Here is a 12,379-nt window from a genome sequence, read left to right on the forward strand (position 1 = left end):
TCGATGCAAAACTCCTGTGGGAGCGGGCTTGCTCGCGAAGGGGGCGGTACATTCAAAAGGGATGGCGGCTGACACAGCGCCTTCGCGAGCAGGCTCGCTCCCACAGTGGATCTCGGTTGGCTGCATTATTTGTGATCGATGCAAAACTCCTGTGGGAGCGAGCTTGCTCGCGATGACGGCAGTACAGTCAAAAGAGATGGCGACTGACAATCCGCTATCGCGAGCAGGCTCGCTCCCACAGGGGAACCCGGTTTGGCAGGTGGATTGGGTGTTCATAGGACGCGCCCCGGTTCGCGGTTGATCTGTTGGCCAGCCTCGAGCAGGGTCGAGCAGGCGCGCACCCGACGGCCGTCGCCCAGGCGTACCCAGCAGTCCTGGCACGCGCCCATCAGGCAAAACCCGGCGCGGGGTTGGGCGCTGAAGTCGCTGCCGCGCAGGTGGTCGCTGCAAGTCAGCACGGCGGTCAGCAGGGTGTCGCCGAGCAGCGCGGTGGCCGGTTGGCCGTCGAGGACAAAGTCCAGGGCCGGGCGGTCGCCTTCGGCCAGTCGTTTCAGCAGAGCCATGGCGCCCTCATTGTTTGCCCACCAGAACCCGATCCAGGCCATAGACCCGATCAAGCAGAATCATCGTCAACGCCGTGAGGCCAATCACCAGTGCCGACACCGCCGCCATCATCGGATCGATGGATTCGGTGGCGTACACATACATCCGCACCGGCAAGGTTTGCGTGGCCGGCGAGGTCACGAAAATCGATAACGTGACCTCATCGAAACTGTTGATAAACGCCAGCAACCAACCCCCGGCGACCCCCGGCAAAATCATCGGCAAGGTGATCTGCCGGAACAGCGTGAAGCGTCCGGCGCCCAACGATTGCGCGGCGTGTTCGGCGCTGCGATCCAGGCCAATCGCCGAGGCCAGCACCAGCCGCAGTACATACGGCGTGATCACCAGCACATGGGCGAAGATCAGCCAGCCGAAGCTGCCATTCACGCCCATCAGTGCAAACAGACGCAGCAATGCGACCCCCAGCACCAGGTGCGGAATGATGATCGGCGACAGGAACAGGCCATTGAAAAAACCGCGTCCGGGAAACTCATAACGGGTGATGGCCAGCGCCGCCGGCACCGCAATCAACGTCGCCAGGGTCGCGGCGCAGAACGCCAGAATCAGGCTGTTGTAAAACGCATCGACAAAGTCGGCACGCTCGAACACCGCACGAAACCAGCGCAGCGAGAAGCTTGTAGTCGGCAGGCTCAGGGTGTTTTCCGGGGTGAATGCCACCAGGCACACCACCACCAGCGGCGCGAGCATGAACAGCACCACCAGGGCATGAAACAGCAGGGCGAAAGGACCGTTCTTGGACATGACGAGTTATCCCAATGACTTCTTGTAGCGGCCTTCGATCATGCGGTTCCACGACAGCATGATCAGCAGGTTGAGCAACAGCAGGGCCACGGCAATCGCCGCGCCCATCGGCCAGTTCAGCTCCGACAGGTATTGGTCGTAGATCAGCGTCGCGACCATTTTCAGGCGCCGTCCGCCAAGCAAACCGGGAATCGCGAAGGAGCTGGCGGCGAGACCGAACACGATCAAGGTGCCGGACAACACGCCGGGCATGATTTGCGGCAGCACCACTTTGCGCATCACCGTGAGATGACTGGCGCCGAGAGACAGCGCGGCTTGCTCGGCAGCCGGGTCGAGTTTTTGCAACGAGGTCCAGACCGGAATGATCATGAACGGCAGCATCACGTGAACCAGCGCGATCACCACCGCGAACGGCGTGTACAGCAGCTTCATCGGCGAGCCGCCAAAGGCTTGCAGGGTCTGGTTGACCAGCCCGTCGGCGCCGAGCAACAGGCTCCAGCCGAAGGCGCGCACCACCACCGAAATCAGCAGCGGCGTGAGGATCAGGATCAGGAAAATCGAACGCCATGGCGCACCCATGCGGCTGAGGATGTAGGCCTCGGGCACACCGATCACCACGCACAACAGAGTGGTCAAACCGCTGATCCAGAACGTGCGCAGAAAGATTTCGTAGAAGTACGGATCGCCGAGCAGGCTGCTGTAGTGGTCGAGGGTGTAGGCGTCGCCATTGATCCCCGAGCTGTAGTCGAAGACGTTGAACGACAACACCAGGGTCAGCAGTAAAGGGATGACCAACAGGCACACATATAAGGCCAGCGCCGGTGCCGACAATAAATAGCCTTGGCGTCCCTGGCGGATCGAGGCGAGCACACTCATGCCGGCACCTCGTCGACACTCAGCACCCGCAGTAGCGCCGCGTCCCAGTCCAGGCCCACCGCCGTGCCTTCGGCCAGCGGTGCCGAACCGTCGTTGCGGCGCACCACACTGAGTTCGCCGAGGGTGGTCGAGACGCCGTACAGCCATTGGCTGCCGAGGAAAAAGCGGCTGACGATGTTCCCCGGCAAGCGGCCCTGGCCGACTTCCCGCAGATCGATTTTTTCCGGGCGCAGGCTCAGAGTCAGGTCGCCGCCGCTGCGCACCTGAACCACACCGTCGCTATCACGCTCGCCGGGCAGCAGATTGGCCTTGCCGACAAACCCGGAAATGAACTCGGTGCGTGGGTGTTCGTAAAGGGTGTACGGCGCGTCGATCTGGGTGATGCGCCCGGCCTGCATCACCACCACGCGATCGCTGATGGACAGCGCTTCGGACTGGTCGTGGGTGACCATCAGCGTGGTGATCCCGACTTCACGCTGGATGCGGCGGATTTCGAATTGCATCTCTTCGCGCAGGTTGGCGTCGAGATTGGACAGCGGCTCGTCGAGCAGCAACACCGGCGGCTCGATCACCAGCGCCCGGGCCAATGCCACGCGTTGGCGCTGGCCACCGGACAATTCCCGTGGATAACGTTCGGCGTGCTGGTCGAGGCGCACCAGTTTCAATACCCGCGCTACTCGTTGCTGCAACTCGGCGTTAGGCACTTTGCGCATCCGCAGGCCGAAAGCGACGTTGTCTTGCACGCTCATGTGCGGGAACAACGCGTAGCTCTGGAACACCACGCCCAAGCCACGACTGGCGGGTTTGGCATGGGTAATGTCGCGACCGTCGAGCACGATGCGTCCGCTGCTGACGTCAACGAAGCCGGCGATCATTTGCAGGGTGGTGGTTTTGCCGCAACCGGAAGGGCCGAGTAGCGAGACGAACTCGCCTTTCTCCACCGAGAGGTTGGTGGCGACGACGGCGTCGATTTCGCCGTAGCGTTTACCGAGGTTTTCAAGTTGCACGAATGCCATAGCTGCGCTCCACCTGAGATTGTTATGCGCGGCCTTGGGTCGCGCTTTTTTGTATGGGCAGATACGAAAGGATGATGCGGGGTGCGTTGGCGCTCGACTTGGGTCGGCTGCCGCTGTTGTTCGAATCGCCCCTGTATGGACGCAGAGTAGGACGAAGAATAGGATGGGCTCAATGGCCTATTTCACTGAAGCGATGACTATTTTCTGTTTCATTCAGTGAGTAAATTTTTAGTTGAGAAAACCCATGTCAGATTCCACTGAACGGAATGAAAACAAAAATGAAGTCGGTGTTGGCGCCGTCTCGCGGCTGTTTGCGGTGCTGCGCAGCCTCGGTGACACGGTCGAGGGCGGCGAGCGCGTGACGCAACTGGCCCAGCGCATTGGTTTGTCGCAACCGACGACCCATCGTTTGCTGCGCAGTCTGATGGACGAGGGCATGGTTGAGCAGGACGCCCGCAGCAAACGCTATCGCCTGAGCCTGGATTTCTTCGCCCTGGCGGCCCGTGCTGGCAACACCGGCAACCTGCGGGAACTCGCGCGCCCGGCGTTGTTGCGGTTGTCGGCGTCATTGGGCGATTCGTTGTTTCTGTTGGCCCGCAGTGGCTTTGATGCGATCTGCCTGGACCGCAGCGAAGGGCCGTTTCCGATCCGCACCTTTACCGGCGACATCGGCGGGCGGGTAGCGTTGGGTGTCGGGCAGGGGAGTCTGGCGATCCTGGCGTTTCTGCCGGAAGAAGAGCGGGACACGGTGATCCACTACAACCTGCCGCGACTCAAGGATTTCCATCTGTACGACGAAGTGTTCCTGCGTTCGGAAGTCGAGAACGTGCGGGCGCTGGGGTATGCCGGGCGCAATACTGGCGTGTTGCAAGGCATGGCCGGGGTGGCGGTGCCGATTCTGGATCGCGACGGGCGGGCGGTGGCGGCGTTGAGCGTGGCCACTGTGAGTGATCGGTTAGGGCCGGATCGCTTGCCGACGGTGGTGGAAATGCTCAAGCGCGAAGCGGCGTTGATCGGGCCGCGGATTAATCCGTTTGATCCGTTGTTGCGCAGGCCTTCGCAAGTCTTCGGTCAGAACTGACACCACACATTCCCCCTGTGGGAGCGGGCTTGCTCGCGAATGCGGAGTGTCAGTCGGCATTTATGTGTCTGACACACCGCATTCGCGAGCAAGCCCGCTCCCACAGGGGGATTTTTGTTGTGGTCAGAATTGCACGGTTTGCTTGAGCATCCGCGCTGCCGCCGTATCACTCGGGCTGACCATCGCGTAGTTATAGCCGGCCCCCGACCAATACTCGGCCTGCAATTCCCCATCGCTGCGACTGCCCCTCGGCAGCAAGTAGTTTTTCGGTCCCGGTGGCCGCACGTAAAAACTGATCTTGTGCCCGCCCTGATCCTCGTAAACCACCATCGCCGCCGGCCCTTGCTCGGTGCTGAGCAAGCGCCCGCTGACCGGTTTGAACCCGGCACTCGCCAGATCCGGCAAGCGATGGGCCTGGGTGAAGTAACGGTCGAGCCAGCCCTGAATGTTGCCGTCGTCGCTGACCTTGTAGTCCGCCGGCAACATGCCTTGCTGGGCAAACAACCGGTAGGCCTGCATGGCATCGGCCATCGGCGCCTGGGTGCTGACCAGGGTCATCTCCCGCGCCTGCCAACCGCTGATCCCGCCAACGCTCACCGCAATCAGCAACACCGCCGCGCTGGCCAGATGACGTCGGGACTGACGTTTGAGGCGCTGGCGAATCACCACGGGATCGAGGTCAGAATTGGCTGGTTGCTGCAACGCGCCACCGAGGGCCGCGCGCAATTGCTGGGCATCCTGCTGCCAAGCTCGCACCTGAGCGGAAACTTCGGCGTTAGTTGTGAGAAAAGTCTCCACCAGACGTCGGTCCGCATCGCTAAGCTGGTGATCGACGTAGGCGTGCAGGTCACGCTCGCTTGGGGGCATGCTGATCATTTGAGTCTCCGCAGGGAAGGGCGGCTGATTTCGCCGTCGCTGAGTTCGCGCAAGGCCTGGCGGGCACGGGACAGGCGGGACATCACGGTGCCAGTCGGGACGCCGAGAATCTCGGCGACCTCTTTATAGGTCAGGCCTTCCACCGACACCCACAGCAGCAACGCGCGCTGCTCGGTGTTGAGCTGGTCGAAGGCTTGCAGGGTGGTTTGGGCAATCACGGTGCGCTCGGCCGAGGGCTGCGCATCGTCGCGGCCAGTGAAGAATTCGAGCATCCGCGCATAACGCCGGGAGCGCCGGTGAGCGTCGAGGAACTGGCGATACAGAATCGAAAACAGCCAGGCGCGCAAGTCGCCGTCGGGGCGTTTGTCGCTCCAGCTCGACAGCGCCCGCTCAAGGCTGGCCTGCACCAGATCGTCGGCGCTGCTGGGGTTGCGGGTCAACGACACCGCAAACCTTCGCAATCTGGGAATGATTTCTCTCAGTTGTTCGTCGATATCGTTCATGAAGTTCTGGCTAGTCACTACGCTAGGGGGAGTCAGGTCTCACAAATACGTTTCCTTTTTGGCGGCGTCTGTTGTCGCCATACTGCGTTGCCGCTCCTCGCCATAGCGGGCTATGACTCGTCGCGGCGCCTTGTCTGGCAACAACAGCCACTCGCCAAAAAGGAACGTATTTGCGAGACCTGACTCCGGGAAGACGCCCGGCACTCGAGGTTATTCCACACCCGTAAAAATAAATATGGCGTGATGGAATAAACCGGCGCGGGGTGCGTCTGCTTGGTTCTTCTCACTTGTGGCCGATGGCCCTGGAGTCTTTCATGGTAGATCGCTCAACACCGCCCAACCGGCCGCCGCTGAGTACCGCCAGCCTGACAGCGCGCCTGGCCGGTATTGCTGTCATCGTCGCGGCCGTGGCTGGGGCTTTTGCCTACGTCAACGGCACCTTTGACCCACAGCGCCTGACGCCGAAAAAACTGATCAACGTGCTGGAAACCAACAATGGCGTGCATCCGGGGTTCCGGCGTAACCACTCCAAAGGCGTGTGCGTGATCGGGCACTTCGAGAGCAGCGGCGAGGCCCGCAGCTATTCCACCGCCCAGGTGTTCAATGAGCCGCAGACTCCGGTGGTCGGACGTTTCGCACTGCCGGCCGGTAATCCTTACGCGCCGGACAGCACCGTGCCGATCCGCAGCCTGGCGCTGCGTTTCACCCAGGCCAATGGCCAACAGTGGCGCACCGGGATGAACAGCATGCCGGTGTTCCCGGTGGGCACGCCCGAGGCGTTCTACCAACTGCAACAGGCGCAGTCGCCGGACCCGGCCACGGGCAAACCGAATCCAGCGGCGGTGCCGGCGTTCTTTGGTTCGCACCCGGAAGCCGGGCCGTTCCTGGCGTGGATCAAAACCGCCAAACCGTCGGCCAGTTACGTGACGGAAACCTACAACAGCGTCAACGCGTTTTACCTGGTGAATGCGTCCGGGCAGAAACAGGCAGTGCGTTGGAGCATGGTGCCGGTGGCTCAGGACGCGGCGGGTGCCACGGCGCCTGAAGGCGGGGATTTCCTGGAGAAAGACCTGGTGCAGAAAATTGCCGCAGGACCGCTGCGCTTTAAGTTGAACATCACCTTGGCGAACCCCGGTGATCCGGTGAATGACGCCAGCAAGGCCTGGCCTGATGGCCGCAAAGTCATCAACGCCGGGACCCTGGTACTCGAAGCGACCCAGCCGCAACTCAATGGCGAATGCCGCGACATCAACTACGACCCGCTGGTGTTGCCGGCCGGGATCGAAGGGTCCGACGACCCGCTGCTCGCCGCGCGTTCCGCCGGGTACGCCAGTTCCTATCTGCGTCGCACCAGCGAAGTCAATCAGTTGCCCGCCGCCAAACAGGAGGCTCAACAATGAGCGCCCAACCCAAGCATTTCGTCCCGCTGGCGCGCCTGCTGCACTGGCTGATGGCACTGATGGTCATCGCGATGCTGTTTATCGGCGCGGGCATGGTGGCGTCGGTGTCCGAGCGCCATGAGTGGCTGATCCACCTGCACAAACCCTTGGGTATCGCGATTTTGCTGCTGGTGATCGTGCGCCTGGCCGTGCGATTTTCCACGCAGCAACCTCCGCTGCCGGCAGACCTGCCGGGTTGGCAGGTGCTGGCGGCCAAAGCGTCCCATGTTTTGCTGTACGCGCTGATGCTGATTTTGCCGCTGCTGGGCTGGGCGATGATTTCCGCTGCCGGTGACCCGGTGATGCTGGGTACTTCGTTGCAATTGCCGTCGATTGTGCCGGCGAACGCCCAGGTGTTTTCGGTGCTGCGCAAGGCCCACGGGTATCTGGCGTATCTGCTGTTCCTGACGGTGCTGCTGCATCTGGCAGCGGCGCTGTTTCATGGCTGGGTACGTCGCGATGACGTGCTGGACAGTATGTTGCGGGGTAAGGATCGCGGTTAATCATCCTCCGATGACTCCCTGTAGCAGCTGACGAGCACCGCGAGGCAGCGTTCGGCGGCGAAGCCGTCGTTAATCCTGTCGCCGCGGTATATCTGAAACACCGCGGTGGCTGACTTTACGACGGCTGCGCCGCCGAACGCTGCCTCGCGGTGCTCGTCAGCTGCTACACAGTTAGTCTGAAACAGTTTCCATCGGTTGGATTTTGGTGGCCAGTGTTCGCCACCAATAGATCAGCGCCACGGCATTGATCCCCGCACCCAACCAGCACACGCCCATCCACCCAGCCCACGCATACATCGCCGTCGAACCAATCGACCCCAGCGCACTGCCGATCGAATAAAACAGCATGTACCCGGCCGTGAGTCGACTTTGCGCTTCCGGCCGCACGCTGTAGATCATGCTCTGGCTGGTGACGTGCACCGCTTGCAAGCTCAAATCCAAAGTGATCACCCCAAGCAACAACGCCCACAGGGACGATTGGGTGAAAGCGATGGGCAGCCACGACGCCAGCATCAGCCACAACGACAAGCCGCTGGTCCATTGGCCCAAACCCCGATCAGCCAAGTGTCCGGCGCGGGCCGCCGCGAGGGCGCCGGCGGCACCGGCCAGTCCGAATAATCCGATTTGTGTGTGAGACAACGACAGCGGCGGCACGCTGAGTGGCAGCACCATCGGCGTCCACAACACCATGGCACTGGCGAAGGTCAGCAGGGCGAGGATCGCTCGTTGGCGCAGCACCGGTTCTTCTTTGAACAGGCTGAATACCGAACTGATCAGCGCGGTGTAAGTGTGAGTCGGCTGCGGGGCTTCCTGTTTGGGCAGCACGCGAAACAACAGCAACGCCATCAACAGGGTCAGACCTGCAGACAACAGATAAATCGAACGCCAACCGGCCAGATCCGCCATGCCGCCGGCCACGGTGCGCGCCAGCAATATCCCGACGACAATGCCGCTGGTGACCACGCCGACCACGCGTCCGCGCTGGGCTGGAACCGCCAGGGTTGCCGCGTAAGCCACCAACACCTGCGTCACCACCGCCAATAGCCCGGTCAACGCCATGCCGATCAGCAGCCAAGCGCTGTTCTGCGCGAACGCGATCATCAGCAACGCCAGCGCCGACAACAGTGTTTGCGTGACGATCAGGCGCCGTCGGTTGAGCAGATCTCCGAGCGGCACCAGCAACAGCAACCCCACGCCGTAACCCACCTGAGTGAGGGTGACGACGATGCCGACGGTTGCCGGGTTCATGCCAAAGGCATCGGCCATGGCATCGAGCAACGGTTGCGCGTAATACACGTTGCCGACGGCCAGGCCGCAGGCGACAGCAAACAGCAGCACCACGCCGCTGCTCAAGGAAGGGTTGGGCTTCATGTCGGACTCCGAATGTGGTTTCAAAATAAAACCAGTTGTACGGTAAGGATGCTGGTTTTATATTGCAACCACATTTGCAGTCTGTGAGCGCGATCATGGTCAAACGTACAAGCATGGAAGGCGCCGAATGCCCGGTCGCCCGGTCACTGGATGCCATTGGCGATTGGTGGTCGTTGCTGATCGTGCGCGATGCCTTCGATGGCATTTGCCGGTTCGGCGAATTTCAGCGCAATTTGGGCATGGCCAAGAACATTCTCTCGGCGCGACTGCGTACGTTGGTGGCCCACGGGATTTTCGACCTGGTGCCGGCATCGGATGGCAGTGCGTATCAGGAGTACGTGCTGACGGAGAAGGGCAAAGGTCTGTTTCCGTTGATCATCGGCTTGCGGCAGTGGGGCGAGGCGTTTTTCTTTGAGGCGGGGGAGGCGCATTCACGGGTAGTGGATCGTGAGCAGGGGCGGCCGGTGCGACCGTTGGAATTGCGTGCCGAGGATGGGCGGTTGTTGGGGCCGGAGGATTGTGTGCGGGTGGCGGCTGAGTGAGTCGTGGCTGCATGCCGGGCATGCAGCCGACGAGGGCGATCAACGCACGCTATCAATCATCTCGGCAATGGTCGTCAGCACATCCTTGCCCAACTGCTTGGAACGCTTGCCCGACCAACCCGTCAGCGCATTCGGCGCATCGTTGTTGTCTTTGAATGGCATCTCCAGGGTCAGCGACAGGCAATCGAACTTCTGGCCGACGCTGTTGCAAGCCAGGGTCATATTGGCCTGACCCGGCAAGTCGCGGGTGTAGCCGTGCTTGGTCTGGAAGTCCTTGGTCAGGTGCTTCAAGTGATCGCGGAAGTGGGTTTCGAGCCTCTCGATCCGCGGCGTGTAACCCGGATTGCCTTCACAACCGGCGGTAAACACGTAGGGAATTTCTTCGTCGCCGTGGATATCGAGGAACAGGTCGACGCCGTACTTTTCCATCTGTTGCTGAGCAAACAGCACTTCCGGGCTGATTTCCTGGCTGGCGCTTTGCCAGGCGCGGTTCAAGTCCTGGCCCATGGCATTGGTGCGCAGATGGCCGTGGAAAGCGCCATCCGGGTTCATGTTGGGCACCAGGTACAGGTCGGCGCTGGCCAGGAGTTTTTTCAGTACGGGATCGTCATGTTTTTCCAGGCGTTCGATCACGCCTTCCATGAACCACTCGGCCATGTGTTCGCCCGGATGCTGTTGCGCAATGATCCAGACCTTGCGCTGACCTTCGGCACCGGTGCCTTTGCGCAGCAATTGGATATCCCGGCCTTCGGCACTTTTGCCGGTGGCCAGCAGTTCGGTACCGGCCTTGGTCAGCGCCTGTTCGATCAACCAGTCATGGCGACCGCGGCTGTAGGGTTCGAAGTAGGCAAACCAGGCGTGGGTGGCCGTGGCTTCGAGGCTGAAGCGCAGGCAGTCGCCTTCGAAAATGGTCGGCACCCGGAACCAGTTGACGTGGTCGTAGGACGCCACGGCCTGATAACCGTCCCAGGCTCTGTTGTACGAGGATTTGCTGGCGTTGTTCAGGCGAAACCAATGCTCTTGACCGACATGCAAACCGCTGGCCTTGAAGTGGAACCACTGGAAATGCTGGCTGCGGGTGTCTGGCTTGATCGCCAGAAGGGCTTGCAGCGGATTGCTGATGTCCAGCACTTCAATGTTGCCGCTGTCGAAGTTGGCAGTGATGTCGAAAGAGGATTTAGCCACGGTCATAGTCGATTCCTGATTATGATTTTATGGCTGCTACTTTACACGCAAGGCGGGGATGAATCGGTGAAAAATGCGGGGTGAAGCGGGGGGGCGTCCTCCTTGACGCCGAAGCAGCTTAGAGACTGTGTGATTGATTCTCAAGTGCTATTTTTGATTAGTTTGGCCCAATGCTGCCGGGGTTCTCTTGCCAATGGATATTCTTTTGATATCATGCCGGCCATCGAATTAGCAGCGCCTACAGTCTTCATTAGCCTGAAGCCAAAGCCAGAATAACTGGCAAAAAAAAGACCCGGCAAAAAGCCGGGTCAAAAACCGTGATTAGCCTGATGAGGAGATAGTCCAGAAGACCGACCTAAGGTCCTCTGGTCCATCGACTGATCTCGCGACCAGCTGCATGCAATAATAATCATTCTCGTTTGCAAGTCAAATGATTTTATCTGCGCGATTGGAAAATTCTTTCCCGTCCCCCTCGAAAACAATTCCGTCTCAGTCGTTCTGATCGCCATCCAGGGATCGGTCGACCATCGCCTGCGCCATATCAATCATGTGCACCACCGAAAACGCCAGCGCCCGGTTCGAGCCTTGCTGGTTGCCGGCTGCTTCCTGTGCGGTGGCGGCGGCACAGCGCAGCAGGTCGGATGCATGAACCAACGCTTCTTCACTGCTGACGTTGCGATTTACATCGAAAAAGCGCGCCGGGATTTCCACTGCTGAAACAGCTGGTTTCAAGTAATAGTCCAGCGCCCGTTGCGCGGCGGCACTGCCTTTTGGCGAGGTGAAGGTGGTGTCGAACTGTGTGTCGGGCGTGTCGTGGCTGGGGATGGTCATGATGATTGCAAACTCCGTGATAGATTCAGATCCGTGAACCCATCCTAGTACTTACTGTATTTGTGACCAGAGTTTTAATACTACAATTTGTGTTTTGATGGCCGGAGGCGCCCACGTATCGTGCCGCACATGGATAAATGGATTGAATTGGTCAAGGCCAAAATGAGTGAACTCAAAATCACTCAAGAAGAACTCGCAGATCGCCTCGGGATGTCCCAGGGCGGCGTCGGCCACTGGCTGAACAAACGCCGCGATCCTGGCGTCGTCAACATGAACCGCGTGTTGAAGGCGCTGGGCATGGACTTTCTCGAAGTGGCGCTGGTGATCCGCGAACCACTCATCTTGGAAGAGGAGGAAATGCCGCTTGCGCTCAAGTACAACCCATACTTCCGCTACCCGGTCAGTGACTGGAAGGAGCCGGCGCAGCTGCGCGATGGTGAGCTGACGGTGTACCGCCAGGAGGAACGCTTCGAGCTGACCGACTACCACGCCCAGGGCCCGGCCTTCTGGCTGAGTGTGGTGGGTGACGCGATGACCGCACCCAGCGGCTTAAGCATCCCGGAGGGCATGATGATCTTGGTGGACCCGGCCATTGTGCCGGAGCCTGGAAAACTGGTGATTGCCCAGTGGCCGGACAGTTCGGAGGCGACGTTTCGCAAGCTGATCGAAGAGGGCGGGCAGCGTTACCTGGTCCCGCTCAATCCGACCTATCCGAAGGCCCTTTTCACCGATGAATGCCGAATTATCGGCGTGGTGGTTCAGGCAACTGCCAAATTCTAATCAGATCGGTC

14 protein-coding genes are annotated in these 12,379 nt (G+C 60.4%); 5 read left to right on the forward strand and 9 right to left on the reverse strand.

From position 1 onward, the window contains the following. Positions 1 to 272: 272 nt before the first annotated feature. From HB680_RS20460 to HB680_RS20475, 4 genes are read right to left on the reverse strand one after another with little or no spacing between them, the layout of a single operon-like run. Positions 273 to 563, reverse strand: a complete 291-nt coding sequence (locus HB680_RS20460) for a (2Fe-2S)-binding protein (protein ID WP_213940328.1) — start codon at positions 561 to 563, stop codon at positions 273 to 275. A 7-nt stretch (positions 564 to 570) separates the two neighbouring features. Then, positions 571 to 1,365: an ABC transporter permease gene (locus tag HB680_RS20465; protein ID WP_213940329.1), complete on the reverse strand. Its 795-nt coding sequence runs from the start codon at positions 1,363 to 1,365 to the stop codon at positions 571 to 573. Between the two features lie 6 nt (positions 1,366 to 1,371). After that, entirely contained in the window at positions 1,372 to 2,241 is an 870-nt protein-coding gene (locus tag HB680_RS20470) for an ABC transporter permease (protein ID WP_213940330.1), read from the reverse strand. Then, positions 2,238 to 3,257: an ABC transporter ATP-binding protein gene (locus HB680_RS20475; protein ID WP_213940331.1), complete on the reverse strand. Its 1,020-nt coding sequence runs from the start codon at positions 3,255 to 3,257 to the stop codon at positions 2,238 to 2,240. The genes HB680_RS20470 and HB680_RS20475 overlap by 4 nt, the downstream gene beginning before the upstream one ends. A gap of 244 nt (positions 3,258 to 3,501) precedes the next feature. Here HB680_RS20475 and HB680_RS20480 point away from each other — a divergent pair, with 244 nt between their 5' ends. Further along, complete coding sequence (locus HB680_RS20480; protein ID WP_213940332.1) at positions 3,502 to 4,338, forward strand: IclR family transcriptional regulator; 837 nt, start codon at positions 3,502 to 3,504, stop codon at positions 4,336 to 4,338. Between the two features lie 123 nt (positions 4,339 to 4,461). Here the strand turns inward: HB680_RS20480 and HB680_RS20485 are convergent, their stop codons facing one another. Continuing rightward, entirely contained in the window at positions 4,462 to 5,214 is a 753-nt protein-coding gene (locus HB680_RS20485; protein ID WP_213940333.1) for an anti-sigma factor, read from the reverse strand. Beyond that, positions 5,211 to 5,717, reverse strand: a complete 507-nt coding sequence (locus tag HB680_RS20490) for a sigma-70 family RNA polymerase sigma factor (RefSeq protein WP_123410032.1) — start codon at positions 5,715 to 5,717, stop codon at positions 5,211 to 5,213. The genes HB680_RS20485 and HB680_RS20490 overlap by 4 nt, the downstream gene beginning before the upstream one ends. A gap of 314 nt (positions 5,718 to 6,031) precedes the next feature. On the opposite strand from HB680_RS20490, the gene HB680_RS20495 reads away from it, so the two are divergent. Beyond that, a complete protein-coding gene (locus HB680_RS20495; protein ID WP_213940334.1) occupies positions 6,032 to 7,117 on the forward strand; it encodes a catalase family peroxidase in 1,086 nt (361 codons plus the stop codon). After that, complete coding sequence (locus HB680_RS20500) at positions 7,114 to 7,659, forward strand: cytochrome b (protein WP_213940335.1); 546 nt, start codon at positions 7,114 to 7,116, stop codon at positions 7,657 to 7,659. The genes HB680_RS20495 and HB680_RS20500 overlap by 4 nt, the downstream gene beginning before the upstream one ends. 171 nt (positions 7,660 to 7,830) lie before the next feature. On the opposite strand, the gene HB680_RS20505 is transcribed toward HB680_RS20500, so the two are convergent. Next, positions 7,831 to 9,030 carry an MFS transporter gene (locus tag HB680_RS20505; protein ID WP_213940336.1) on the reverse strand — a complete coding sequence of 400 codons (1,200 nt, stop codon included), beginning with the start codon at positions 9,028 to 9,030 and terminating at the stop codon, positions 7,831 to 7,833. Between the two features lie 95 nt (positions 9,031 to 9,125). On the opposite strand from HB680_RS20505, the gene HB680_RS20510 reads away from it, so the two are divergent. Beyond that, positions 9,126 to 9,572, forward strand: coding sequence for a helix-turn-helix domain-containing protein (locus HB680_RS20510; protein ID WP_213940337.1), 447 nt, complete (start codon positions 9,126 to 9,128; stop codon positions 9,570 to 9,572). A 39-nt stretch (positions 9,573 to 9,611) separates the two neighbouring features. Here the strand turns inward: HB680_RS20510 and HB680_RS20515 are convergent, their stop codons facing one another. Together HB680_RS20515 and HB680_RS20520 are read right to left on the reverse strand one after the other, a co-directional pair. Continuing rightward, positions 9,612 to 10,763 (reverse strand): M14-type cytosolic carboxypeptidase, encoded by a 1,152-nt coding sequence (locus HB680_RS20515; RefSeq protein WP_213940338.1) that lies wholly within the window; start codon positions 10,761 to 10,763, stop codon positions 9,612 to 9,614. Positions 10,764 to 11,246: 483 nt separating this feature from the next. Then, complete coding sequence (locus HB680_RS20520; RefSeq protein ID WP_213940339.1) at positions 11,247 to 11,588, reverse strand: DUF3077 domain-containing protein; 342 nt, start codon at positions 11,586 to 11,588, stop codon at positions 11,247 to 11,249. Positions 11,589 to 11,717: 129 nt separating this feature from the next. On the opposite strand from HB680_RS20520, the gene HB680_RS20525 reads away from it, so the two are divergent. After that, positions 11,718 to 12,368: a S24 family peptidase gene (locus HB680_RS20525; RefSeq protein ID WP_213940340.1), complete on the forward strand. Its 651-nt coding sequence runs from the start codon at positions 11,718 to 11,720 to the stop codon at positions 12,366 to 12,368. The last annotated feature ends 11 nt before the right edge of the window (positions 12,369 to 12,379 follow it).

It is taken from the genome of Pseudomonas sp. dw_612, from assembly GCF_018449725.1.
Lineage (GTDB): Bacteria > Pseudomonadota > Gammaproteobacteria > Pseudomonadales > Pseudomonadaceae > Aquipseudomonas.